General features: G+C 50.3%; 19 protein-coding genes. 12 read left to right on the forward strand and 7 right to left on the reverse strand.

Features of this window, described 5'->3' with window-relative positions; genetic code table 11:
• Positions 1-4: 4 nt before the first annotated feature.
• From murB to ligA, 9 genes are all read left to right on the forward strand, one after another.
• The gene (gene murB / locus ACI0FR_RS09275; RefSeq protein ID WP_404906052.1) at positions 5-985 is read left to right on the forward strand and encodes a UDP-N-acetylmuramate dehydrogenase; all 981 of its coding nucleotides are present in this window, start codon (positions 5-7) and stop codon (positions 983-985) included.
• A gap of 282 nt (positions 986-1,267) precedes the next feature.
• Positions 1,268-2,194: a D-alanine--D-alanine ligase gene (locus ACI0FR_RS09280; protein WP_404906051.1), complete on the forward strand. Its 927-nt coding sequence runs from the start codon at positions 1,268-1,270 to the stop codon at positions 2,192-2,194.
• Positions 2,182-3,114, forward strand: coding sequence for a cell division protein FtsQ/DivIB (locus ACI0FR_RS09285; RefSeq protein WP_374831751.1), 933 nt, complete (start codon positions 2,182-2,184; stop codon positions 3,112-3,114). The genes ACI0FR_RS09280 and ACI0FR_RS09285 overlap by 13 nt, the downstream gene beginning before the upstream one ends.
• A complete protein-coding gene (gene ftsA, locus ACI0FR_RS09290; protein WP_374831753.1) occupies positions 3,111-4,433 on the forward strand; it encodes a cell division protein FtsA in 1,323 nt (440 codons plus the stop codon). Before ACI0FR_RS09285 ends, ftsA begins: the two co-directional genes overlap by 4 nt.
• An 84-nt stretch (positions 4,434-4,517) precedes the next feature.
• Positions 4,518-6,251, forward strand: a complete 1,734-nt coding sequence (ftsZ, locus tag ACI0FR_RS09295; protein ID WP_404906050.1) for a cell division protein FtsZ — start codon at positions 4,518-4,520, stop codon at positions 6,249-6,251.
• A gap of 285 nt (positions 6,252-6,536) precedes the next feature.
• Positions 6,537-7,409: a UDP-3-O-acyl-N-acetylglucosamine deacetylase gene (lpxC, locus tag ACI0FR_RS09300; protein ID WP_404906049.1), complete on the forward strand. Its 873-nt coding sequence runs from the start codon at positions 6,537-6,539 to the stop codon at positions 7,407-7,409.
• A 317-nt stretch (positions 7,410-7,726) separates the two neighbouring features.
• On the forward strand, positions 7,727-8,590 hold the full coding sequence (locus ACI0FR_RS09305) for an outer membrane protein assembly factor BamD (RefSeq protein WP_374831760.1): 864 nt from the start codon (positions 7,727-7,729) through the stop codon (positions 8,588-8,590).
• Positions 8,591-8,603: 13 nt separating this feature from the next.
• Positions 8,604-10,283, forward strand: coding sequence for a DNA repair protein RecN (recN, locus tag ACI0FR_RS09310; RefSeq protein WP_374831762.1), 1,680 nt, complete (start codon positions 8,604-8,606; stop codon positions 10,281-10,283).
• A gap of 96 nt (positions 10,284-10,379) precedes the next feature.
• Complete coding sequence (gene ligA / locus ACI0FR_RS09315; RefSeq protein WP_404906048.1) at positions 10,380-12,539, forward strand: NAD-dependent DNA ligase LigA; 2,160 nt, start codon at positions 10,380-10,382, stop codon at positions 12,537-12,539.
• A gap of 65 nt (positions 12,540-12,604) precedes the next feature.
• Here the strand turns inward: ligA and ACI0FR_RS09320 are convergent, their stop codons facing one another.
• The 3 genes from ACI0FR_RS09320 to ACI0FR_RS09330 form a co-directional block, all read right to left on the reverse strand.
• Positions 12,605-14,437 carry an aminopeptidase P family protein gene (locus ACI0FR_RS09320; protein WP_404906047.1) on the reverse strand — a complete coding sequence of 611 codons (1,833 nt, stop codon included), beginning with the start codon at positions 14,435-14,437 and terminating at the stop codon, positions 12,605-12,607.
• A 17-nt stretch (positions 14,438-14,454) separates the two neighbouring features.
• The gene (locus ACI0FR_RS09325; protein ID WP_404906046.1) at positions 14,455-15,312 is read right to left on the reverse strand and encodes a 50S ribosomal protein L11 methyltransferase; all 858 of its coding nucleotides are present in this window, start codon (positions 15,310-15,312) and stop codon (positions 14,455-14,457) included.
• A 74-nt stretch (positions 15,313-15,386) separates the two neighbouring features.
• Positions 15,387-15,971, reverse strand: a complete 585-nt coding sequence (locus tag ACI0FR_RS09330) for an SCO family protein (protein WP_374831770.1) — start codon at positions 15,969-15,971, stop codon at positions 15,387-15,389.
• Between the two features lie 235 nt (positions 15,972-16,206).
• Between ACI0FR_RS09330 and ACI0FR_RS09335 the strand changes: the two genes are divergently transcribed.
• Together ACI0FR_RS09335 and ACI0FR_RS09340 are read left to right on the forward strand one after the other, a co-directional pair.
• Positions 16,207-16,875, forward strand: a complete 669-nt coding sequence (locus ACI0FR_RS09335; protein WP_404906045.1) for a DapH/DapD/GlmU-related protein — start codon at positions 16,207-16,209, stop codon at positions 16,873-16,875.
• Between the two features lie 90 nt (positions 16,876-16,965).
• Complete coding sequence (locus ACI0FR_RS09340; RefSeq protein ID WP_404906044.1) at positions 16,966-17,457, forward strand: CreA family protein; 492 nt, start codon at positions 16,966-16,968, stop codon at positions 17,455-17,457.
• 82 nt (positions 17,458-17,539) lie between these two features.
• Here the strand turns inward: ACI0FR_RS09340 and ACI0FR_RS09345 are convergent, their stop codons facing one another.
• Together ACI0FR_RS09345 and ACI0FR_RS09350 are read right to left on the reverse strand one after the other, a co-directional pair.
• Complete coding sequence (locus ACI0FR_RS09345) at positions 17,540-18,907, reverse strand: dicarboxylate/amino acid:cation symporter (RefSeq protein ID WP_404906043.1); 1,368 nt, start codon at positions 18,905-18,907, stop codon at positions 17,540-17,542.
• Between the two features lie 182 nt (positions 18,908-19,089).
• Positions 19,090-21,609, reverse strand: a complete 2,520-nt coding sequence (locus ACI0FR_RS09350; RefSeq protein WP_374831778.1) for an ATP-dependent helicase — start codon at positions 21,607-21,609, stop codon at positions 19,090-19,092.
• Positions 21,610-21,957: 348 nt separating this feature from the next.
• Here ACI0FR_RS09350 and ACI0FR_RS09355 point away from each other — a divergent pair, with 348 nt between their 5' ends.
• Positions 21,958-25,764, forward strand: coding sequence for an AsmA family protein (locus tag ACI0FR_RS09355; protein ID WP_404906042.1), 3,807 nt, complete (start codon positions 21,958-21,960; stop codon positions 25,762-25,764).
• A 13-nt stretch (positions 25,765-25,777) separates the two neighbouring features.
• Here ACI0FR_RS09355 and ACI0FR_RS09360 read toward each other — a convergent pair whose 3' ends face one another.
• Together ACI0FR_RS09360 and ACI0FR_RS09365 are read right to left on the reverse strand one after the other, a co-directional pair.
• Positions 25,778-26,023 carry a ribbon-helix-helix domain-containing protein gene (locus tag ACI0FR_RS09360; RefSeq protein ID WP_374831782.1) on the reverse strand — a complete coding sequence of 82 codons (246 nt, stop codon included), beginning with the start codon at positions 26,021-26,023 and terminating at the stop codon, positions 25,778-25,780.
• Positions 26,020-26,220 (reverse strand): DUF4169 family protein, encoded by a 201-nt coding sequence (locus ACI0FR_RS09365; RefSeq protein ID WP_374831784.1) that lies wholly within the window; start codon positions 26,218-26,220, stop codon positions 26,020-26,022. Before ACI0FR_RS09365 ends, ACI0FR_RS09360 begins: the two co-directional genes overlap by 4 nt.
• Between the last annotated feature and the right edge of the window lie 6 nt (positions 26,221-26,226).

A 26,226-nucleotide genomic window follows, 5' to 3' on the forward strand; every position in this document is an offset into this window, starting at 1 on the left:
AAACATGGAAAGCGGAGAGCTTCTTCTGGCGCGTTTGGGTGACCGTTTAAAAGGTCTGCGCGGTAAGATGACAGTTGATGCCGGAATGGACAAAATCACCTGGTTTCGTACCGGTGGTCCGGCACAAGTGTTCTTTCAACCAGCCGATGAAGAAGACCTCGCTTTATTTTTAAGATCATTGCCGGAAGAGGTTCCGCTGATGGTTGTCGGCATCGGCTCCAACCTAATGGTGCGTGATGGCGGCATACCGGGGTTTGTTGTGCGGTTAGGTGCAAAAGGCTTCGGTACCGTCGAGCAAGTGAGTGACACGCGTCTGAAGGCCGGAGCTGCGGCAACCGACAAGCGGCTGGCGGCTTCCGCCTTGGAGGCGCAGCTTGCAGGGTTTCATTTTTATAGCGGTATTCCGGGCGGGCTTGGCGGCGCGTTGCGGATGAATGCCGGTGCCAATGGCGTTGAAACTTGCGAACGCGTTGTAGAGGTGCGTGCGCTCGACAGAAAAGGCAATCTGCATGTTTTGAGCAATGCCGATATGGGCTACACCTATCGCAATTCTTCTGTGCCCTCGGATCTGATTTTCACCTCCGCTATTCTGGAAGGGAAGAAGGGCGAGCCTGAAACTATTCGCCAAGCGATGGACGAGGTTTTGCATCACCGTGAAACCGTTCAGCCGGTGCGGGAGAAAACCGGCGGCTCGACGTTTAAAAATCCTGAAGGTACGTCTGCCTGGAAGGAAATCGACAAAGCAGGTTGCCGAGGTTTGCGTATTGGTGATGCGCAGATGTCGGTCATGCATTGTAATTTCATGATCAATAATGGCGAGGCCAGCGGCTTTGATCTGGAACGTTTAGGTGAAACCGTAAGGGCAAAGGTACTGGAAAAATCCGGTATTTTGCTGGAATGGGAAATCAAACGCATTGGTTTGTTTGGCGAAGGTCAGAGCCTGTTTGAACTGCAGGTTGCAGAAGATGCGGTTGTGCTCGCTTAATTGGGTGCATATTTCAATTTATTTTGCATAAATAAATATTTTTTTTGATGCTTATTTTGCCAAGAAACCGAGTCTTTTCTGATGTTTCCGGCATATCGAACAAACAACAAATTTCTCTGGGGGCTTGCCACAGAATCAACGATCTGATTCTTTAGGGTAAAGCGTTCAGTGATTTGATTCGACGAGGTTTTCTCGTTTCGAACATATATATTTTCTGTTGCGAGTTTTGCCGGAAACGGTTTTTTGTATTTTGCATCGGTTTTGACAGGAGAGGGGTCTCATATGGCTAAAAAACATGTTGCCGTATTGATGGGTGGTTTTTCATCAGAACGCCCTGTCAGCTTGTCATCAGGTGCTGCTTGTGCAGAGGCGCTCGACGCGGAAGGTTATCGCGTTAGCTGTATTGATATGGATCGTAATGTTGCGGCTGTTTTGGCGGAGCTTCGACCTGATGTGGTGTTTAATGCGCTGCATGGCCCTTACGGCGAAGATGGTTGCATTCAAGGTATTCTTGAGTTTCTGCAAATTCCTTACACCCATTCCGGTGTGATGGCTTCGGCTTTGGCAATGGATAAGGCGCGCGCTAAAAAAGTGGCTGCTGCTGCCGGTGTGTCTGTTGCTGAATCTGTGGTGATGAACCGTTTTGATTTGGGCAATGAGCATCCGATCAAGCCGCCATATGTGGTAAAGCCTGTGCGTGAAGGTTCATCTTTTGGTGTGGTGATTGTTCAGGAAGATCAGTCCCATCCGCCGCAAGTCATATCATCACCAGACTGGAAATATGGCGATGAGGTGATGGTGGAACATTATGTCGGCGGGCGTGAATTGACCTGTGCCGTGATGGGGGACAGGGCGCTTGGTGTTTGCGAGATCATTCCTGTCGGTCATCAGTTCTATGATTATGATTCAAAATATGTAGTTGGCGCATCAAAGCATGAGTGTCCGGCAAAAATTTTACCAAATATTTACCAAAAAATTCAAATAATGGCGCTTGAGGCACATAGGGCAATTGGATGTAAAGGTGTGAGTCGTTCGGATTTCCGGTACGATGATCGGTTTTCAGAAGATGGCGAGCTGGTTTGGCTGGAGGTCAATACGCAGCCCGGCATGACGCCCACCTCTCTTGTGCCTGATATTGCCCGTGCTGAAGGTATTTCCTTTGGTGCGTTACTGAGTTGGATGGTGGAGGACGCTTCGTGCTCGCGTTAAAGAAAAAGGCTAAAGCTCATTACAATGCTTCGTCGATGCGTCATGCGTCGTCCGTGCAGAGTGCTGCTTTTGTATTGCCTAAATTCTTACGTAGACCGTTTCGTTTTATCGCTCGTCTGTTTCAGGGGCGCATCCATATTCCGCGTTTTGCCGGTACTATTGGCTTGACCGGCTTTTTTGCAGCCACCGGTGCTTATGGTATGGTGGCTGGTGGTCATTCAGACGATGTCATCAAAGTGACAACCTCAACCCTTGGCTTTGCTATTGAGCGTGTTCAGGTGGTTGGTAATTCTGAAACTTCCGATATCGATGTGCTGGGGCAGTTGAATCTTGACGGTTCCACTTCGCTGGTCGGTTTGAATGTCGAGCGGGCGCGCGAAGAAATTTCGCAGCTGCCTTGGGTCGAAAACGCTGAAGTGCGTAAAATTTATCCGGGCACCGTGCTGGTATCGCTTGAAGAGCGTAAGGCGCAGGCAATCTGGCAAAATGAAGATCGCTTATCGCTGATTGATGCCGAGGGTAAGGAAATTGTACCTTATCGTTCGGGCCGTTACGCGCAGTTGCCGTTGGTGGTGGGTGAAGGTGCGGAAAGCCGCGTCAAAGATTTTATTGCTGATGTGAGTATCCATCCGGATCTGGCATCGAAAGTGCGTGCCTATATTCGAGTCGCAGACCGGCGATGGGATTTATTGCTTGAAAACGGCGTGCGGGTGATGCTGCCGGAATTCGAGCCTGAAAAAGCATTGGCACAGATTGAGAAATTGGATCGGGATCAGAATTTGTTGTCCCGTGATATTGTATCCGTTGATATGCGTTTGAATGACCGCGTTACTGTTTTGTTGACGGAGACCGGACAGGCTGCACGTGAGAAATTATTAAAAGAACGCCAGCAGGCCGCACGTGCGAGGAAACGCGCATGAGTATTTTTGGTAACAAGTCGGCAGCAAATTCAGGATCGGCAGGGCGCAAGGTGCGTCTTTTGACGGTTCTTGATGTGGGATCAAGCAAGGTGTCCTGCGTGATTGCGCGTCTGACACCGCGTGATGAAAGTGCGATGCTGCCGGGTCGCACCCATCGTATGGAAGTTTTGGGCATTGGCCATCAAAAATCCTACGGTGTTAAATCCGGTGTGATTATTGATCTGGATGCGGCTGAACAGTCCATTCGTCTGGCGGTGGATGCAGCAGAACGTATGGCTGGTTTGACGGTTGACAGTCTGATCGTCAATATTTCTGCCGGTCGTTTGAAAAGCGAAATTTTGTCGGCCAGTATCAATCTTGGTGGTCATGAAGTTGACCGTTCGGATGTGCGCCGCGTTTTATCTGCCGGTGCCAAGCAGGCACTCGCCGCAGAGCGCAATTTGGTTCATTCCTTGCCGATTGGCTATACGCTTGATGGCGAGCGCGGCATTCGTGATCCGATGGGGATGCTTGGTGATAGCTTAGGCGTTGACATGCATGTGTTAACAGCCGATAGCGCCCCCTTGCGGAATCTGGAATTATGCATCAATCGATGCCATTTGTCAGTGGAAGCGATGGTTGCAACCCCCTATGCCAGCGGCTTGGCTGCATTGGTGGATGATGAAGCGGAAATGGGTGTTGCCTGCATCGATATGGGCGGTGGCACCACAACGATTTCTGTTTTCTCGGAAGGTAAATTTATCCATGCGGATGCGATTGCCATTGGCGGCAATCATGTCACCATGGATGTGGCGCGCGGCTTTTCCACCCGTATGGAAGACGCCGAACGTTTAAAGGTTATGTATGGTTCAGCCTTGCCAAGTGCTGCGGATGAGCGCGATCTGATCAGCGTTCCCCCGATTGGTGATGATGAGCGCGACATGCCAAATCAGTATCCACGTTCAGTCCTGACGCGCATCATTCGTGCCCGTGTTGAAGAAACACTGGAACTGGTGCGTGACAGACTGAATCAGTCCGGTTTTGGTACAATCGTTGGAAAACGTGTTGTGCTGACCGGTGGTGCCAGCCAGCTGCCGGGTATGCCGGAAGCAGCCCGTCGTATTCTGGCGCGCAATGCCCGGATCGGCCGGCCGTTAGGGATTTCTGGCCTGCCGGATGCGGCCAAAGGAGCGGCTTTTTCCGCCACCGTTGGCTTGTTGATCTACCCGCAGATTGCGGGTGTCGAAGAGCGGTCAATCAGGCTGGCCGGTTCCGGTCGTCTGACCGGGACAGGTGGACGAATACAGCGTGTCGGCCAATGGCTGAGAGAGAGTTTTTGAGTAGCCGGGCGTATTATCGGTTCAGAACAATTTAACACCGCAGCGGCAAATGGCGGTGTAGAGGCTTAAGAGGAACGAAGAACAATGACCATCAATCTGCAAAAGCCAGATATTACAGAGCTGAAGCCTCGCATCACCGTTTTCGGTGTTGGTGGTGGCGGCGGTAACGCAGTCAACAATATGATCAATGCCGGTCTTCGTGGTGTTGATTTTGTGGTTGCCAACACAGACGCCCAGGCGTTGACCATGTCACGCTCAGACCGGATCATCCAGCTCGGTGCTGCTGTGACTGAAGGCCTTGGCGCGGGTTCGCAGCCGGAAGTTGGTCGCGCAGCTGCTGAAGAGTGCATTGACGAAATCGTTGATCACCTGAACGGCACCCATATGTGCTTTGTCACCGCCGGTATGGGTGGTGGTACCGGTACCGGTGCTGCTCCTGTTGTGGCGCGTGCTGCCCGTGATCGTGGTATTCTGACTGTTGGTGTTGTGACCAAGCCTTTCCATTTTGAAGGCCAGCGTCGCATGAAAACCGCAGATCTCGGCATAGAAGAACTGCAGAAAAACGTCGACACTCTGATCGTTATTCCGAACCAGAACCTGTTCCGTATTGCCAATGACAAGACCACTTTTGCCGACGCTTTTGCGATGGCTGACCAGGTGCTTTATTCAGGCGTTGCCTGCATCACTGACTTGATGGTCAAAGAGGGTCTCATCAATCTCGACTTTGCTGACGTTCGCGCTGTTATGCGTGAAATGGGCAAGGCAATGATGGGTACCGGTGAAGCTTCAGGTGAAGGTCGTGCGATTGCAGCTGCTGAAGCAGCGATTGCCAATCCATTGCTTGATGAAACATCAATGCGCGGTGCACGCGGCCTGTTGATCTCCATCACCGGTGGTCGCGATATGACACTGTTTGAAGTGGATGAAGCAGCAACCCGTATCCGTGAAGAAGTTGATCAGGATGCAAACATCATCCTCGGTGCAACATTTGATGAAGGTCTTGAAGGTGTTATTCGCGTTTCTGTTGTGGCTACCGGCATTGACAAGCAGATTGGAGATGCGGCGCCTGCGCCGCTGGAATTTCGTCAACCAGTAAAGCCAGCTGCACCAAAGCCAGCCCCGCATGGCGCTCTGCGACCTCCTGTACAGGTTGAACAGCCAGCACAGCCGCGTTCGGTAGAAGCAGCACCGGCTCCGCAGAACACCCAGACAGCACAGGCAGAAATGCCTTTCTATCAGGGTGAGGAAGACCAGTCTTTCCGTCCGGCTAGCCGTATTTTCCAGGCGCCAACGCCTGAAAGCATGGAAGCCCGTGGACAAGCACCGCGCCAGCAGACTCAGCATCAGGCACCTCAGGCACACCATGCGCCACAGGTTCAGTTGCACACACAGCAACAGCAGCAGGTTCAGCCGCAATACCAGCAGACACAGATGGAACAGCCTGCACCACAGCCGCGCCAAGCTCCGCGCATGCCTTCGGTGTCTGACTTTCCTCCGGTGGTTCAGGCGGAACTGAATGCACGTCGTGCACCGGCACCGGCTCCTGAAGAACGCGGCCCTAAAGGCTTGCTCAATCGTTTGATGAGCGGTCTGACCCGTCGTGAAGAAGAGCAGCCAGCTGCTCGTCTGGAACCGGCACAAGGTCGTGCAGAACCAGGCATGCGCCAGCCAGAAGCCCGTCGTCCGCTGTCACAGGATGCCTCAATCTACGCTCCTCGCCGTGGTCAGTTGAATGAACAGGCTCCACGTCAGCAGCGCCCGGCTTCTGAAGAAGATCAGCTGGAAATCCCTGCATTCTTGCGTCGTCAGTCCAACTAAGCTGATGCGTCTTTAAAAAATCAAAAGCCCTTCCGGTTCAGATCGGGAGGGCTTTTTTGATGGCGGTTATACCGAACACGATTCGCCTCTGACAAATATAAAAAGCACGTTATCTCTTGTGACCACACAGTATGCATTTTTATATTTCTAGATAAGTTGCACTGCTTTATGGCTATTGAGCATGATTTAGCCGTAATGTCGTTTATGCCTAAGGTAGCTTATATCAGACAGGTGCTTTATGAGGCCTGTTTGATAATGATGACACAATAATTCGGATGACGCGTGATGACCTTAAAGCCATTTCAACAGACTCTCGCAAAGCCGGTAATGCTGGCTGGTGTGGGCGTACATAGCGGCAAGGTCGCCAATCTGGAGTTAATTCCGGCAGCGGAAAACAGCGGTATTGTGTTTATCCGCGAAGATGCGGATGGTGTGCAACACCGTTTTGCAGCTCATGCGGATCAGGTTGGTACTACCGATCTGTCGACGACACTTGGCACAGGTGATATTCGTATTCATACGATTGAGCATCTGATGTCTGCGGTATCAGCGCTGGGGCTTGATAATCTGGAGATAGTGCTGGATGGCGAAGAAGTACCGATTTTGGATGGATCGGCGCTGGATTTTATCAATGCGTTTGACGCGGCGGGTATCGAGGTGCAGTCTGCTAAACGTAAATATATCCGTGTTTTAAAGCCTGTTCGTATTGAACATAATGATTCATGGACAGAATTTACGCCTTATGACGGTTTGCATTATGATGTGGAAATCGAGTTTTCTTCTCCCGTGATCGGACGGCAAAAATTTGCCGCTGATCTTGATGCCGATATCTTCAAGAATGAAATTGCAGCAGCGCGTACCTTTGGTTTCATGAAAGATGTTGAAACTTTGTGGGCCGCAGGTTTGGCGCTTGGTTCCTCCTTGGAAAATTCACTGGTGATTGGTCATGATGATACTATCATCAATGAAGGTGGTTTGCGGCTTGAAAATGAATTCGTTCGTCACAAAACACTGGATGCCATTGGCGACCTTGCGATGCTTGGTACACCATTTATCGGTCGTTTCAGTTCGTTCAAGGGCGGGCATAAAATGAATTTCCATGTGGTGAAGGCATTGCTTGATGATAAGTCGACACATGAAATCATTGAGTTGGCTTAAGCAAATTTTCTATTCATGAGCCAGTTTCAATGAGGGAAGTTGAGGTGCGATTGTGGAGTCTTTTACTCATCTATCTGTTAAAAACCGATTTTTTGAGTGAAAAATCCGCAATGCCAAGGTTAAGATGTCTTTAATATCATTGCTGAATGGGCCGGCTTGTGATTTATGGACATCCAATAGATTCAATGTTGCATCCTTTATATTTTCACAGTTATCGTGTTAAGGATGTAATCAGACCATAAGATGCACCAAATGAGAAAACTTGTGATGGTGTATTATTCTTGTCTTAATGACGCTGCCAGCAGGCCGGAGACCGCATGACGAGTTTCAAATTCCCGGTAAATAAAGCAACCGCAATGCTTGTGGGAACGGTTGCCGTGGTTGCAATCCTTTCAGGTTGTGCCAGTAAAGATGATGATATTGATTTATCAAAATATGTTGAAACCATCGATGCGCCGGATAAGCTTTACAATGAAGCATTGGCTAATCTTGAAGCTGGACGACTGGGTGAGGCTTCAAAGAAGTTTGCAGCTATCGACCGCCAGCACCCCTATACGGAATGGGCACGTAAATCACTCGTGATGGGCGCATTTACCAATTACCGTCAGGGCAATTACGAAGAAGCGATCAATATGGCGAAGCGTTATAATACGCTTTATCCGACATCACCTGAATCCGCTTATTCATATTATATTATCGGTTTGAGCTATTTCCGTCAGATCCCGGATGTAACCCGTGATCAGGCTGCCAGCAAGCGCGCAATTGCGGCTATGCAGGAAGTGATCGACCGTTACCCTGATAGTGAATATGTCGAAGATGCCAAAACAAAAATACGTTTTGCGCGTGACCAGCTGGCCGGTAAAGAAATGCAGGTCGGCCGTTACTATCTGGAACGCAAAGACTATCTGGCAGCGGTTAAGCGCTTCCGTGGTGTGGTGGAAGAATATTCCAACACACGGCACGTAGAAGAAGCGCTCGCCCGTTTGGTTGAAGCCTATTACGCACTGGGTCTGACCAGCGAAGCGCAGATGGCAGCTTCGGTATTGGGTCAGAACTATCCGGATAGCCAGTGGTACAAAGATAGTTACAAGCTGTTGCAGTCGGGTGGTTTGGAGCCGCGCAACAATAGTGGTTCATGGTTGTCGAAAGCCGGCGCGCTGATTACCGGCGGCGGCGCATAAAGAAAAGCACCTCATGCTGTCGCACCTCTCGATCCGCGATATAGTTCTGATTGAAAGGCTTGATATTGAATTCAGCAGCGGACTTTCTGTGCTTACCGGTGAAACCGGTGCGGGGAAGTCCATTCTGCTGGATTCTTTGTCTTTGGCACTTGGGGCGCGTGGTGATGCATCACTGGTGCGTCACGGTGCCGATCAGGGGCAGGTTACAGCCGTTTTTGATGTGCCGGCGAAACATCCGGCACGTGTTTTTTTAGCCAATAACGGTTTGGAAGACGACGGTGATATTATTTTGCGCCGCGTTCAATCCGGCGATGGCCGCACCCGTGTTTTCATCAATGATCAGGTGGCAAGTGTTACGCTTTTGCGTGAGCTTGGCCGCAGGTTGGTGGAAATTCACGGTCAGCATGATGATCGCGCGCTCGTCGATATTGATATTCATCGCAGTCTGCTTGACGCTTTTGGCGGCTTGGATAGCCAGACGGAAGTGGTGCGTGAAAAGTTTAAATCTTGGCGCGATGCTGAGCAGGCTTTGAACCGTCACCGTGCCAAGGTGGAAGCGGCAGAACGCGAAGGTGATTATTTGCGCGCCTCCGTTGAGGAGCTGGATAAACTCAATCCACAAATAGGTGAAGAAGAAGATTTGGCTGAACGCCGCGCCGTGATGATGAAATCCGAGCGCATTGCCAGTGATGTCAACGAAGCCAATGATCTATTGTCGGGGCAGGGTTCACCGGTTCCTTCTCTTGCCAGTCTGGTGCGCCGTTTGGAGCGAAAAGCGTCGGAAGCACCGCAACTGTTAGAACCGGTCATCAATGCGATTGATGAGGCGCTTGACAAGCTGGCACTGGCGCAAGATGGAATTGAAGCGGCCATTCGTGCCATTGATTTTGACCCGCGCTTGCAGGAGCAAGTGGAAGAGCGGCTCTTTGCTCTTCGCGCTGCAGCACGCAAATATTCGGTTCCGGTCAGTGAATTGCCGGCCTTGCGCGATAAAATGGATGCCGATCTGGTTGATTTGGACGCGGGTGCTGAAAAGCTGGAAAAGCTCGAAGTTGAAGCGATTACTGCTAAAAAGGCCTATGATGATGTGGCCAAGTTTTTGTCGGCTGCGCGTCATGAAACGGCTGAGCATCTGAAAGCTGCGGTGATGGCGGAGCTTCCGGCTTTGAAGCTGGAACGCGCTGAATTTATCGTCGAAATGACGACAGATGCGGAAGCGCGCAGTGCCGAAGGCATTGATATTGTTGAATATTGGGTGCGCACCAATCCGGGCACCCGTGCAGGGCCGATGATGAAAGTCGCCTCCGGTGGTGAGTTGTCGCGTTTTCTGTTGGCTTTGAAGGTGGCGCTTGCGGATCGAGGCTCGGCCCCAACTCTGGTGTTTGACGAAATCGATACCGGGGTTGGCGGTGCGGTGGCCGATGCGATCGGTCAGCGTTTGTCGCGTTTGTCTTCGCGTGTGCAGGTTTTGTCGGTTACGCATGCACCGCAGGTGGCAGCGCGCGCTTCAACGCATTTTCTGATTGCCAAATCTGCCGATAAGAGTGACCGTGTCAGCACCTCTATCCGTGTGATGGAAACGGCAGAACGGCAAGAAGAAATTGCCCGTATGCTGGCTGGTGCCAGTGTAACAGATGAGGCAAGAGCGGCAGCGGAACGTCTGCTTGGCGAGACGGGCAAGGCAAAAGCCTGAATTCAAAATAGCTAAATATTCGTGTCATGGCGTATCGGATAAGCGCATTGTCCGATAGACTTCGCCATATATTCAATTGATTCCTGCGGAACGGTAATGAGTGAAATTTCTATTGATCATATGAGCGAACAAGATGCAGCTTTGGAACTGGAGCGGTTGGCCAAACTCATTGCTCACCACGACGAGCTTTATCACGGTAATGATCAACCGGAAATTTCAGATGCCGATTATGATGCTTTAAAGCGCCGCAATGAAGCCATTGAAAAGCTTTATCCGCTTCTTATTCGTGCTGATAGTCCGTCGCGTAAAGTGGGCTCCTCACCGGCCGCTGGCTTTACTCAAGTGACCCATGCGCGTTCGATGTTGTCTCTCGATAATGCCTTTTCCGATGAAGATGTCGGTGATTTTGTCGGGAGTGTTTATCGTTTTTTAGGGCGATTGCCGGATAATTCGATTGCCTTTACGGCGGAGCCAAAAATTGACGGGTTGTCGCTGTCATTGCGTTATGAAAATCGCAAATTAGTGACAGCAGCCACGCGTGGTGATGGCACAACGGGTGAAAATGTTACGGCCAATATTCGAACCATCAAGGAAATTCCGCAAACGCTGCCAGCCTCTGCGCCCGATATTGTTGAGGTGCGCGGCGAAGTCTATATGGCTAAAAGCGATTTTCTGGCATTGAATGAACAGATGGCGGCGGAAGGCAAGCAGACTTATGTCAATCCGCGCAATACCGCTGCGGGCTCATTGCGTCAGCTTGACCCAAAAGTAACGGCCAATCGCAAGTTGCGGTTTTTTGCTTATGCCTGGGGTGAAATGTCGGCGATGCCAGCGGATACACAATCCGGTATGGTGGCATTGTTTCAACAGTGGGGTTTTTGCACCAACCCGCTGACTAAACGATTGACGAGCATTGAAGATATCATTGCCCATTATAATCATATCGGTTTGGAACGTGCGCAACTTGATTATGACATCGACGGTGTTGTCTATAAAGTTGATGATCTCAAATTGCAGGAGCGCTTAGGTTTTCGTTCGCGCAGCCCGCGCTGGGCGATTGCGCATAAATTTCCGGCAGAACAGGCCACCACCATATTGCGCGAGATCGACATTCAGGTGGGGCGCACGGGTGTGCTGACACCTGTGGCACGCCTTACACCAATTACCGTTGGCGGTGTGGTGGTGACAAATGCCACATTGCACAATGAGGACTATATTAAAGGTATCGGTCTTAAAGGCGAGCCGTTGCGTGAAGGGCGCGATATCCGCATTGGTGACACGGTCATTGTACAGCGCGCCGGTGATGTTATCCCGCAGATTGTCGATGTGGTTTTATCCGAGCGCCCGAGCGATGCTGTGCCGTTTCGGTTCCCGCATCAATGTCCGGTTTGCGGCAGTCATGCTGTGCGCGAAGAAGGCGAGGCGGCATGGCGCTGCACCGGCGGTTTGATTTGCGAAGCGCAAGCGGTTGAGCGTATCCGCCATTTTGTCTCGCGCAATGCGTTTGACATTGAAGGTTTGGGCGAAAAACAGGTGGAGTTTTTCTTCCATGCGGAAGATGAAAGTTTAAAAATCCGCACCCCTGCCGATATTTTCACGCTGGAAAAACGCCAAAGCCAATCACTGCTCAAAAAGCTTGAGAATATAGAAGGCTTTGGTGCGGTTTCGGTCAAAAAACTATATGCGGCCATCAATGAGCGGCGTGAAATTGCGTTAAGCCGCTTTCTGTTTGGTCTTGGTATCCGCCATGTCGGTGAAGTGAGCGCCAAGCGTCTGGCGCGTGGCTATGGTTCTTATCAAGCGTTTGCGGATAGTGTGAAGGCGGCTCAAGCACCGCGCGAAGGTGTCAAAGGCGACAAGGGTAATGAAGCGTGGCAGGAACTAACCAATGTTGAAGGCATTGGCCACATCGTTGCGGAGGCGATTGTCGAATTTTATCACGAGCCGCATAATATAGAAGTGCTGGATGCGCTGCTTGGGCAAGTCACACCGCTTGATGAAGCCGCACCTGTGGCAACAGGCTCACCGGTGGAAGGCAAGACAATTGTCTTTACCGGATCGCTGGAAAAAATGTCACGTGATGAAGCCAAAGCCATGGCTGACCGCTATGGTGCCAAGGTGGCTGGTTCGGTTTCGAAGAAAACCGATCTGGTGGTAGCTGGCCCAGGCGCTGGCTCCAAGCTTGCTAAAGCAGAAGAGCTGGGCATCGAAGTGATTGATGAAGATGCGTGGTTTGTGCTGGTCGGTGAAGCCTGAAAACATCCTCTAGGTATTGAATAGTAAAACACCGGCTCTGATATCAGAGCCGGTGTTTTTGTTTATCAGAGAGGTCTGGTTGCCTCTGCCAGCCATTCGCTGGCTGACTTGTCCATATGGGGTGTCAGCTTTTCACGCACCTGCTGGTGATACTGATTGAGCCATTCAATCTCTTTAGGAGAAAGCAGAGCTTTATCAATCAGACGCAGATCAATCGGGCAGAAGGTGAGGGTTTCAAAACCCATCATCGGCAGATCGCCGCCTTCAGGTACAGTTGCTTCGGTGACGATAATCAGGTTTTCAATACGAATACCGAATGAACCCGGCTTGTAATAACCCGGCTCATTGGAGCAAATCATACCAGCCATCAGTTCCTGATCGCCGCGCTTGGAAATGCTTTGCGGCCCTTCGTGCACCGAGAGATAAGAGCCGACACCGTGGCCGGTGCCGTGGCCGTAATCAAAGCCCTGTTTCCATAGGGCGATGCGTGCCAGCACGTCGATATCCTGTCCACGCGTGCCTTTCGGGAAACGGGTGGTGGAAATAGCGATCATGCCTTTGAGCACGAGCGTAAAGGCACGCTTTTTCTCAGGCGTCACATCGCCGATAGCGATTGAGCGGGTGATGTCGGTGGTGCCGTCACGATATTGACCGCCGGAATCAATCAGATAGACATCGCCGTTTTCAAATTGGCGGTTGGTATCGGTATTGACGCGGTAATGGATAATCGCACCATGAGGCCCGCTGCCGGAGATACTGTCGAAAGACAGTTCTTCCAATGGCATCTGGAAGTCTTTGCCTGTTTCGGCGCGACAGTTTTCTAGCTTTTGCGCGGCAGAAATTTCAGTCAAATCTTCTGGCTTTTGTGTGTCGAGCCATGAGAGGAAACGCACCATCGCAACGCCGTCACGTTCATGGGCGGCACGGCTGCCTTCAAGTTCGGCTTTATTTTTAATGGCGCGTGGCAGACGTGCAGGGTCTTTGCCGCTGATGAAAGAGCCGCCAGCCCCTTCAATGATGAGGCGGAATTTTTCTGCCGCCAATGCCGGATCAAGCATGAAAATTTCGCCGTCAGCCGCACGTTTGGCTAAGGTTGCCTCCAAGCTTGATGGTTCACATAATGTGGCAAGCTGGGTGAGATAGGCGCGAGGCTCAATGGCAAGCTTACGCTCGTCAATGAAAATCTGGGGGGCGTCTGTGCTTGACAGAATTACAAAACAAAGCGGCAATGGCGTGTTGGAAACATCTTTGCCGCGAATATTGAACACCCATGCGGACGATGACGGATCGGTCAAAATGGTGGCCGACGCGCCAGTTTCGCTCAATGCTTTTTGCATCAAGGCAATTTTGTCTGCTGCTTCCTGACCGGAATAGCGTGCCGGTTGGATGGTGACCGGTGCCAGTGGTGCGGCAGGGCGGTCTTGCCAGACCTGATCAACGAGATTTTGTTCAAGCGCTATCAAGCGCCCGCCATTGGCTTCCAGTGCACTACGCAAAGCTGCGGCTTCATTGATGGTGTGCAACCACGGGTCAAAACCAATCACCAAACCTTTGCCATTGGCTTTGAGCCATGTGGCAGGCGGATTGGTGACAAGGCTTTCAATGATGAAAATGGCCGGATCGGTTTGGGTTGCCGCCTGCAATTCATAGCGACCATCAACAAACAGATAGGCGCTGTCGTTCAAAATAAGGGCAGCACCTGCCGAACCGGTGAAACCGGTGAGCCAGCCAAGGCGCTGTGCGCATTCCGGCACATATTCGCCTTGATGTTCATCGGCACGCGGCACCAAAAAACCATCAATTTTATTGTCTGCCATCAGCGCACGCAGCATACTCACGCGTGGGGAAGCGTGAGACGGGTCTGATTTCACTTCAAATGACTGAAATGTCTGGCTCATAATTGCCCCTTTGAAAATTATTTCAGATGAATGGTGACCCAACCTTCGCGGTGCAGGGTGTTTTGACGCTTCAAGCCTTGCGCCTCATAGGCTTCGACAACCGCATCATGTTGACTTTCCAGAATGCCGGACAAGATGATGGAGCCGCCTTCGGCTTTATGGCTGCTTAAATTGGGTGCCAGATCCATCAAAGGGCGCGCCAGAATATTGGCAACGATCAGATCAAACGGGGTATGGCTGCGGAAAATTGCGTGGTCGAAACCTTCGGCCGTTGCGGTGGTGACATGTTCTGCAACACCGTTTTTGATGGCATTTTCTGCAGCAACTGTCACGGCAATCGGGTCATTGTCGGTGGCAAGAACCTCAATCGGAGCAAGCTTGGCAATGGCAATAGCAAGCACGGCGCTGCCGGTGCCAAGGTCCAGCGCATTGGTGGGATGTTCTTTTTCAACCAATTCGGTGATCATTTCCAAGCAACCGGCTGTGGTGCCGTGATGGCCGGTACCAAAAGCAAGACCTGCATCAATTTCGATGGAAATATCATTGGCGGTCAGTTTATCGCGGTCATGCGAGCCATGCACAAAGAAGCGCCCGGCACGTACCGGCTTCAAACCTTCCAAAGAGTGCAGAACCCAGTCTATATCCGGCAGTTCTTCAATCTGGAACTTGCCGGTGCCGACAACAGTTTCAACGCGTTTGAGAAGCTCTTCCGCACCTTCTTCGATGTAAAGTGAAACTTCGAAGATTTCCTTGTCTTCGTCCACTTCTGTAATGGCGATAGGATAGCCGTCATCTTCAAAAATCGGTTCGAGCTGAGCATAGATTTGTTCAGCTTCGTCTTTTTGCGTAACATAGCAGAGGCGGGATTGGGACATAGTGCGAAATCACTTTCGGGAATAAGCAGAGCGAAAAAGGGGCTTTGAAATGAAGCCCCGATTTCAGCAATAGGTTAGCTGTTACGTTTGGCCAGATTTTTCAGCTTTTCAAGCGCTGTATCAGGATTTTCACCATATGCAATGGTTCCGCGGAACATACCGCCTTTGTCGAGCAAAAACAGTGATGCGGTGTGATCCATATTGTAATTGTCACCTTCACCCGGCACTTTTTTAGCGTAAATGTGGTAGGATTTTACAGCTTCAGCGATTTTTTCCGGTGTGCCGGTTACTCCGATGATCTTGTCTGACACATTGGTGACATAGGTCTGCATGATTTCCTGTGTGTCGCGTTCCGGATCAACAGTGATAAAGTAAGCTTTGATCTTGTCTGCATCCGGTCCTATTTCTTTGAACCAGCCGTCAAGTTCAAAAAGGGTTGTCGGGCAGACATCAGGGCAATGGGTAAAGCCGAAGAAAATCACCGCTGGGGTTTCGCGTAAATCAGTTTCAGTGAATTTTGAGCCGTCCATGGCAATCAGATCAAGCGGGCCGCCAAAAGGCTGATTGGTTGCTTTTTTATCCTGAATATAGGTATAGCCGCCGACGCCGACGATGGCTGCAACCACTGCAATGATGAGGAGGGGGAGGATTTTTTTCATAAATTACAAGCCTTCGCGCGTAAATCTATTACCAATTTTACCAGCTTTTCTTGAAGCTTAAGGAGCTTGGGGGAAGCTTAAAACTGCTATAGCATTTAATTGTCAGGGAGGGTGACAAAAAGTGCCGTGCAAGCAAAATGTAACAAGGTTATAGGCTTAAGACAAATAGTAAGAAAAACTTGCAACCAGCACCATTGTTCTGCTGCGGCAGTTTCGGCTGATGAGGTCTTTGTAATTGACGATACCAGATGATTTTGAACGCCTTGAGATCAGAGAGCCGAAGGTTCATCCCAATGCAAAATTGCAAGGGGTCAAACTTGGACCCTATGCCGATATTGGGGAGCGGGTTATTTTGCGCGATGTGAAAATCGGCGATTTTACCTATATGGAACGTCATGGTGAGGGTATTTATGCCGATATCGGCAAATTCTGCTCTATTGCTGCCAATGTGCGTATCAATGCGTTGGAGCATCCGATTGAGCGTCTGACCTCGCATAAAATGACCTATCGGCCGAACGAATATTTCCGCCATATCGGACTTGATATGGATTATCGTGCCTATCGGCAAGCCAAGCGTGTGACAATCGGCAATGATGTTTGGATTGGTCATGGCGCGGTCATTATGCCGGGCATTTCCATTGGCCATGGCTCGGTGATTGGTGCCAATGCAGTGGTGACACGTGATGTTGGCAATTATACTATTGTGGCTGGCTCTCCGGCACGTTCCATTCGTCCACGTTTTCCGCAAGCAATTGTTGAGCGTTTGTTGAAACTGCAATGGTGGGATTGGCCGGTGGAGATAATCTACCGCGCGATGCCGGATATACAGATGCTGGAAATTTCTGAATTTCTGGACAAGTGGGAAGTGATTGCTGCTGAGGAGCTAAGAGTTAACCAGGAATAATTCTGCCCTGTCTGCCTTCTTGCAAGCGGTGCGGTTTGATCTATATTTTTAAATTTTTAAAATATCCATCAACAATAAGGTTGCCGGCAAATGCATAGATTATTTCAGGCAGGATTGGTTGCGGCACTTTTAACAGCTGCACTTTACCCCGCACAGGCGGAAGATGTGGGCAAAGTCGGTGTGGACTGGCTGGGCAATGATATTGTGATTGATGCCGTGCCTGATCCGAAGGTGCAGGGTGTCACCTGCCATCTGGCTTCTTTCTCGCGCGGGATTATTGACCGTCTTCAAAAGGGCAACTGGTTTGAAAATCCGTCCAATGCGTCGATTTCCTGCGAACAGACAGGCCCGATTACGATTGGTGATATCAAGCTTGGCAAAGGTGGTGAGCGTGTTTTTGCCGAGCGCACCAGCCTGATTTGGAAAAAGCTGATTATCACCCGCATTTATGATCAGAAAAACAATACGTTGCTTTATCTGGCACATGCGGCACAGGTGCAGGATGGTTCGGCTAAAACTTCACTTTCCACTGTGCCGCTTTATCGTGGCGATGTGATGTGGGAAAAAGGCAAGCCGCAATAAACTGCGGCCTATGTTATGATTGGTATAAATAAAAATGCCGGACAATAAAGCCCGGCATTTTTTGTTTTATGTTTAAGCTTTTTCAAGCAGGTTGTGCGATTAATTCTGATGGATCAGCATTGTCGATATTCTTGGACGAATTATAAATTTCTTCGTTCAAGATACCTTCGCGTTTGGCCACGATGGTTGGGATGAGTGCTTGACCGGCAACGTTAACGGCGGTACGGCCCATATCCAAAATCGGATCAATTGCCAGCAACAGACCAACACCTTCAAGTGGCAGACCGAGCGTGGAAAGGGTCAGTGTCAGCATGACAACCGCGCCGGTGAGACCAGCAGTTGCGGCAGAACCCAAGACCGAGACAAAAGCGATCAGTACATATTCCTGCAAGCCTAACTGAATGCCGAAGAACTGGGCGATGAAGATGGCGGAAATAGCCGGATAAATGGCAGCACAACCGTCCATTTTCGTTGTTGCACCAAGCGGCACGGCAAAGGCTGAATATTCACGCGGCACACCAAGATTGCGCTCTGTCACGGTTTCGGTCACCGGCAATGTGCCGATTGACGAGCGCGACACAAAGGCCAGCTGGATTGCCGGCCATGCGCCTGCAAAGAAGCGTGAAGGCTTCAAGCCATGGATGATCAGCACTACGGGATAGACCACGAACAAGACGATGGCGAGACCGATGTAAATTGCAGCAGCGTACCAGCTGAGCTGTGAGAGCGTTTCCCAGCCATATTGTGCAACCGCACGGCCAAGCAGACCAATGGTACCGATGGGGGTGAGGCGGATTACCCACCACAGGATTTTTCTGACCACCACAAGAAGAGACTGGTTGAAGGTCAGGAACGGTTTGGCGGCTTCACCGACTTTAAGCGCTGCAACACCGACTGTGATGGCAACCACGAGGATTTGCAACACATTGAAGTTGAGCGAGGTGGAGGCGGCTGTGCCATTCAAGCGGGTTGACGCTTCGATCCCGATAATATTGGCAGGTACCAGACCTTTGAGGAAATCAAGCCATGAGCCTGAAGATGCAGGGGCTTTGGCCGCTGATTCCAGCACGCCGGAACCGATACCAGGCTGAATGATCAGACCCAGTGCAATTCCGATCAGCACGGAAACAAAAGAGGTGATCGCAAACCATAACAGGGTTTGCCATACCAGCTTGGCGGCATTGTTAAGCGCTGCCAGATTGGCAATCGAAGCAATGATTGCGGTGAAAACCAATGGCGGAACCAATGCGCGTAGCATCTGCACGAAAATGGTGCCGATCGTTTGTAGGGTGACGGCGAGCCAGTTGGCATTACCTGCCGCATCTGGCCCCATGTTGCGGGCGATGAAGCCCAGAATCAAGCCGATGATCATCGCCGCGATAACCTGAAAACCAAAGTTCAGATAAAGCGGTTTGGAGCCTGACGTTTTGACACTTTGTGACTGTGACATGATGATACTTTCAAAGTCGGCAATGGGAGGTTAAAAACCATTATTCATTGCGACTGAAAATATCTCAGTCCATAAGCCGGAGTAAGCTATGCTATTCCGGCTTACAGGCGTTACGCGATGCGTTTATCCTGATGAAGCCAATTTTTGAGAAAATATTTTCTAATACTGCAAATATTAGAAAATTATACCGGCTTCACGAAGCTGTCGAGAACACGTTTTTGCCCCGCCTTATCAAATTCAACCGTCAGCTTGTTGCCGTCAACAACGGTAACTGTGCCATTGCCGAATTTGATATGGAAGACACGGGCACCCATTTTAAAATCAGAATTACTGTCATTGACCGATTTACTGACAATTTCGCCATCAATCGTGCGGGTTTTAACTGAACCGCGACCGGCACCAAAAGAAGAATCCGCTTCGCCATAGCCGATGCGCTCGACATTGGCACCCGAGCGTGAGCCCCAATTGTTACGGGTAGCATCATTGCGGTTTTGTTGTGCGCGCTGCCAGCCCGGTGTGGAATAGGAGTTCTGGAACGGGTCGGCTTTTTCAAAGCGCGACTGGCCGTAGCCGCCGCTTGAACCATAACCGCCATAATTGCCGTCCATTTCGGCAATTTCCACATGCGCTTCCGGCAATTCGTCCAAAAAGCGTGATGGAATGGTGGATTGCCACATACCATGAATACGGCGATTGGACACAAACCAGATATGCAGGTTTTTCTTGGCACGGGTGACTCCGACATAGGCCAGACGCCGTTCTTCTTCCAATCCCGAACGCCCGCCTTCATCGAGCGAGCGCTGGTGCGGAAACAGACCTTCTTCCCAGCCCGGCAAAAACACGGTTTCAAACTCGAGCCCTTTGGCCGAGTGTAGCGTCATGATATTGACGGCGTCCATGTTTTCATTTTTGTCGGCATCCATCACAAGGGCGACGTGTTCCAGAAATCCGCGCAAAGATTCATAATCTTCCATCGAGCGGATAAACTCTTTCAAGTTCTCCAGTCTGCCCGGTGCTTCGGCGGTTTTGTCATTCTGCCACATCGCCGTATAGCCGGATTCATCCAGAATCATTTCGGCCAATTCGGTGTGCGGGGTGATGTCGATCAGTGATTGCCAGCGATAGAAATTTTCGACCACTTCACGCAGTGCAGAGCGAGGCTTTGGCTTTAACTCTTCTGTTTGCACCAGATCATGGGCGGCTTCCAGCATCGGAATGCCGCGCTCACGCGCATAATCATGAATTTGGCGCATTGACGCATCGCCAAGGCCACGTTTCGGCGTATTGATAATGCGCTCAAAGGCCAGATCATCCGCACCTTGCGCAACAACGCGCAAATAGGCCATGGCATCGCGAATTTCGAGGCGTTCATAAAAACGCGGACCACCAATAACGCGGTAATTGAGGCCGAGCGTGACAAAGCGATCTTCAAATTCGCGCATCTGGAACGAAGCGCGTACCAAAATCGCCATATCATTGAGCTTGTGGCCGTGGCGCTGTGCCTGCTCGATGGCTTCACCAACTGCACGAGCCTCTTCTTCCGAATCCCATGCGGCATGAACTTGCACAAGCGAGTCATCGGGATCCGGCGCATCGGTGAAAAGCGTTTTGCCAAGGCGTCCTTCATTATGGGAAATCAAGTGACCGGCAGTACCCAGAATATGGGCGGTGGAGCGATAATTGCGCTCCAGCTTGATAACGGCAGCGCCCGGAAAGTCTTTTTCAAAGCGCAGAATATTGTCGACTTCGGCGCCGCGCCAGCCGTAAATCGACTGGTCATCATCACCCACACAGCACAGATTGACCCCTTGCTGGGCAGAAAAACCATCCGGATTATCCGGGCGATTTTTGCTTTGCGGGCGCTGTGCCAGCAGACGCAGCCACATATATTGTGCGGTGTTGGTATCTTGATACTCGTCGACCAGAATATAGCGGAATTTCTGATGATATTCGCGCAAAATATCGGGATGAGTGCGGAAAATGCGGATCGGATGCAGCAAAAGGTCGCCAAAATCACAGGCATTGAGCGTGCGCAAACGATTTTGATAGGCTTCGTAAAGTTCGCGTCCTTTACCATGAGCAAAGGCACGTGCATCACCTTCGGAGATTTCCGACGGGCTCAAACCTTTGTTTTTCCATGCATCAATCATATTGGCGAAGCTGCGGGCAGGCCAGCGCTTATCATCCAGACCTTCAGCCTGGATCAGCTGTTTGATGAGGCGGATAACATCATCGGTATCAAGAATGGTGAAGTCAGAGCGCAAATGCGCAAGCTCTGCGTGGCGGCGCAAAAGTTTCACGCCAATGGAGTGGAAGGTGCCGAGCCATGGCATGCCTTCAACCGAGTCACCGAGCAGCACACCAATACGCTCACGCATTTCGCGTGCGGCTTTATTGGTGAATGTTACGGCCAGAATCTGGCTTGGATAGGCAAGCCCTTGATTGATAATATGGGCAATGCGGGTGGTGAGAACACGGGTTTTGCCGGTTCCGGCACCGGCGAGAACCAGCACAGGGCCTTCGGTTGTTTCAACAGCCAAACGCTGTTCGGGGTTTAATCCTGTCAGATATGTCGGTTCGCCACGTTGCTGGTTGCGCGCAGCCATAGCGCGCGCTGCAATGCCGCCGCCTACACGCTGTTGCGGTTCGCGTGGGGCATCCGGTTCACCAAAGAAGGGCATATCGTCAGGAAAGTCAGACATTGCTTGAGAGTGTACTCATATAAATAAAAGATCAAGGATGGCATCAGGTACTGGGTGCGCTTTTCCTGAGTGCTTCGGGTATAGCTTGTTCTCCGACTGTTCTGCAAGGGCGAATTCATTTTTGTAGAATTTTGCAAAGCCGTTTCTGTTTGTACATGATTGCTTTTGATTGTGGTTTAAAGGTGTGATTGATCATTTTTGTAAAATTTGCGGGATTTGGCGATAAAATTGCCTGAATAATGTGATTTATCGACCCATGTAGCCGTTTGCTGCCTTGTTGTTGCTTAGCTGTTGCCGTTATGTTGCATGCAGTAATCAGACATGAATCAAAAGTAATGGAGCCAGATTTTGGGGCGCATTTTCGTCATCGTTGGTGGGTTCCTGGTTTTGCTTCTGACCGCTGCACTGGTCATTCCGCCTTTTATCAACTGGACAGGCTATCGTGCTGATTTCGAGCGCGAAGCCAGCCGGATTATGGGGCGCGAGGTTCATGTGCGCGGCACGGCCAATGCGCGGCTTTTGCCTTTTCCATCCGTTACTTTTTCTGATGTTTTGGTCGGCAGTAAAGATGACACGACGACATTAAGCATTGATAAATTTTCAATTAATGCTGAACTGATGCCGTTTTTGCGCGGGGAAGTGCTGATTTTTGATATGCAGGTAGAAAAGCCTGTTTTAAAAGTTGCACTGGATGAAAAAGGACGGGTGGACTGGAAAAGGCATGAGGATGCTCTGCTTGGCAATGCACAGGTCAAAGTTGAAAAACTAACCGTCAGCAATGGTCGTGTTTCGATTACTGATGGCCGTAATGGTCGTCATCATGATTTACAAAACATCAATGCTGTTTTATCGGCACGCAATATTACCGGCCCGTGGCAAATGAATGGTTCGCTGGAAAGCGAGGGCGAGAAGTTTGCGCTTGATCTGTCAACCGGCGAGTTGAAGCCGGATGGATCATTAAGAGTACGCAGCCGTTTTACGCCGGAAAATAAAGCGATGAGTTTTGAAACTGATGGTGATGTGACATTGCAGGATGGTTTGCTGAACTATGCCGGTAATTTTAATCTGCGCACACCAGAAACGGCCAAGAAGAAGAATTTAGAAAAAACGGATGCCAAAGGCGATGGTAAAGGTGATCGGGTGCAGGAGACAACCAACAGTCTTCTGACGGATTTACGCATTCAGGGCACGTTTAAAGCCAGCGACCAGCAATTTGTCATTGATGAATTCCGAATGGAGCAGGGCATTGCTGATGATCCTTATGTGGTCAATGGCAAGGCACAGTTTAATTTTGGCGATGATCCGCGCTTTGAAATCAGCGCCGATGGCCAGCAATTCTTTTTTGGTGGCAGTGCTGGTGAACAAAGTGGCGAGGCCGTGCCGCTTAAAGAGCCTTTGGCAGCTTTCCGCAAATTTATCGGCAATATTCCGGTGCCTTCCATTCCGGGCAGTGTTGATTTGAGATTGCCGGCCATTGTTGCTGGCGGCACAACCATCCGCACAATTACCATTAGTGCGGTGCCTGAGGGGCAGGGGTGGCAGATCAAAGAGTTTTCGGCTGATTTGCCGGGGCGCACCCGCATCGAAGCACAAGGTCATTTAGGACTTGGCGATCAGTTTGGTTTTGAAGGTAATCTATTGGTTGCTTCGCGTCAGCCCTCCGGCCTTGTCGGGTGGTTGACTGCAGATGTTGATGAGACTGTCCGGCAATTATCGGGAATTGGTCTTTCGGGTAAGGTTGTTCTCAATGATCGTATCCAGCAGATTGATGATCTGGAAATCGGCCTTGATGATACGTCATTGACCGGATCTTTTTACCGGCGGATGTTGGATGGTGGTGTGCCATCCATTGATCTGGATTTGCATAGCAAAAAGATCAGCAATGCGGCGCTGCAAATGATGATGTCGCCTTTATCAAGTGTTGAAGGCATTACGGCTTTTGGTAATCAGGCTTTGAATGTATCCTTGAAAGCGGATGCGCTGGTTTTAGGTGCCAGTGCAACCGGTGCTCTTGATACACGCTTCCGGTTCGGCAACGGGCGAATGGATTTTGACCGTTTCATGTTGCAGGATTTAAATGGGGCGACAATTACCGCAGCGGGTAATTTCGAGCCTCATCAAGATGAATTGACAGGCACGGTTGACGCAACATTGCTCAGTGACGATCTGGCCGGTTTTATCAGTTGGTTACAGCAAATGATGCCTGATCAGCCGCTGGTACAGGCGCTTTTCAAGCGTAGTCTTGCATATCCGGATTTATTTAGCCAAAGCGAGATCAACTTTATCGGCAGCACCGTGGTGCCGCATATCAAACAGAATGCGGATAGCAAAGATCAGGCACCAGTTTCAGCTGGTGCATTGAATAGTGAAACTTCTTTTAGTGTGAATGGCAAAGCCGGACGCATGCAGCTTGATTTTTCCGGAACGGCCGGTGGTCAGTGGAACAGCGACGAAGGTTTGCAAATCCAATTGAATGGTCGTGCTAAATCAGAAGAAGGCGAACAGATTTTAGCGCTGCTTGGGCTGCCGGTTTTGCCCTTGGGATTGGTTGGCGAGCTTGAAGCCGACGTTACGCTGCAAGGTGCCCTCAATATTGGTGTTCGCACGCAAATCCAATTGCAGGCACCTGATGCCAAAGCCGGATTTGATGGCGTTGTGACCGTATTGGCCGATGATGTGACCGCCAGCGGTAAAGCGCATATAAAGGCTGAAAATTTTGAGCCGTTTTTGGCGTCCAACGGTTATAGTCTGCCCGGTTTCGGGCTGGGGCTTCCGGTTGAGCTTGTCAGTGATGTGCAATTTGCCAAAGGCATTATACGGCTGCCAAATTTACAAGGTTCTGTTTCCGGTAATAAAATCAGCGCCAAGCTGGAAGCTTTAAAGCCTGAAAATGCCAGTGCTTTGTTGCGTGGCGAGGTGGAAGCGGATGATGCGGATTTGCAGTTCCTGAGTGAAATTATGCTTGGAACAGATGCTTTTACCAGCCGTAAAAATACTTGGCCGCAACAAAAATTCTTGCGTGTGCCGATGCTGCCATTTTCTTTTGATCTGCGCGTTAAGGCTGCTGTTGCTGATGTGGGGCAATATGGTGTCGTCAAAGATTTTTCTGCTAAAATCGCCAAGACAGATGATCAGCTTGAATTGAGCGATGTGCAAGGTAATTGGCAAGACGGTCAGGTGTCCGGTATGGCTCAATTGCGAAATAGCGAAGGCAATGCACTTTTTTCAGGTGATATGAGCTGGAAAGGCTTTGATCTGACACATGTTTATCAGATCAATTCGCTTAAGGGCGATGACGCGCCTTTGAACGGCAAGACCTCGCTAACGGCTAAATTGCAAGGCAGTGGTGCAAGCGTTGCAGATGTCATTAAATCGCTTTCCGGATCAGCGCAGTTGGTGGTGGATGGATTGATTGTGCCCCATCTTAATGCCGCGCATTTACCGCAAATGCTGGAACAAGCTGATCAGAATGAAACCGTAAGCCAGAAAAATACCACGAAGCGTTTTGAAGCGATTGCGGCGCAGGCAACCCGTGAGGGCGTCTTTGAAGCAAGCAATGCGCAGTTTGATTTTATGATCGCCGGTGGCGTTGCACGGATGGGGCTGACGCGGCTGGAAAACAGCAAGGGCGTGCTCGAAAGTGATCTGCAGATTGATTTGTCTGATATGAGCCTTAACGGTAACAGCCGTTTTACCTATAAATTCAACGACGGGGCGGCAATGGCCGGTAGTTATCCGGCTATCGGAGTTTTATTGTCCGGCACATATAGCGCGCCCAAGATAACGACTGATCATCAACCATTGGTGCAGTTTTTGACACAGCGCGCTTTGGAGCGAGAGCAAGAGCGGGTTGAAGCCATGCAATCGGCTTTACGTGAAAAGCAGAATTTGCGTCGTGAAGCTGAACGATTAAAGGCGCAAAAAGAAGTGCGTGACAGAGCATTGGCGGAAACGGAAGCGCGCAATAAAGCCGAAGCGCAAAAGCGTGAACAGAAACGGTTGAACCAAGAGCGATTGAAGCGTGAACGACTGCTGGAAGACGAACGTAAAGCTTTAGAAAAAGCGCAAGAGAGCGAGGATGCAGCGCCCAATAATATGGAAAGCATCGGTCAGTCGGTGGAAGAGTTTTTAAAAGATCTAGATGCGCCGCGATAGGATAAGCTGCTTTTTAAGCTTTATCGCGCTGATCATTTAAGACACTTTGCAAGGCATAAAGGCGGATTGCAGAGGAGAGGTTGCAGTCGGCAGGACGTAACCCGTCAATTTCGGCAATCAGTGCTGCCAAAGCCATTGTGCGTGATGCAGCAAGACGACAAACAATGTGGTAAAATTCATCTTCCAGCGTAAAACTGGTGGAATGGCCGCGAATGGTGACGGAATGTTTTTTGAGCTTGTGCGCGCCAAGTTTGCTCAAGACTTTTTGTCGTCCGGATTGGTTTTTTCTAATCTGTTTTGATCAAGAAAACGGCTTGTTTTATCGGATTGCACTTTATCAAATTGTTTTTGCGCCAATGTACGCCCGAAAGTTACGCGGTTTTGCTGGGCAATATCTTCGCGGCTCTTTCGGGCTTTTTGTTTTTTAAACTGTTTGAGATTGACGACGTCGCTCATAGCCAA

It is taken from the genome of Paenochrobactrum sp. BZR 201-1 (assembly GCF_044987585.2).
Taxonomy (GTDB): domain Bacteria; phylum Pseudomonadota; class Alphaproteobacteria; order Rhizobiales; family Rhizobiaceae; genus Paenochrobactrum; species Paenochrobactrum pullorum.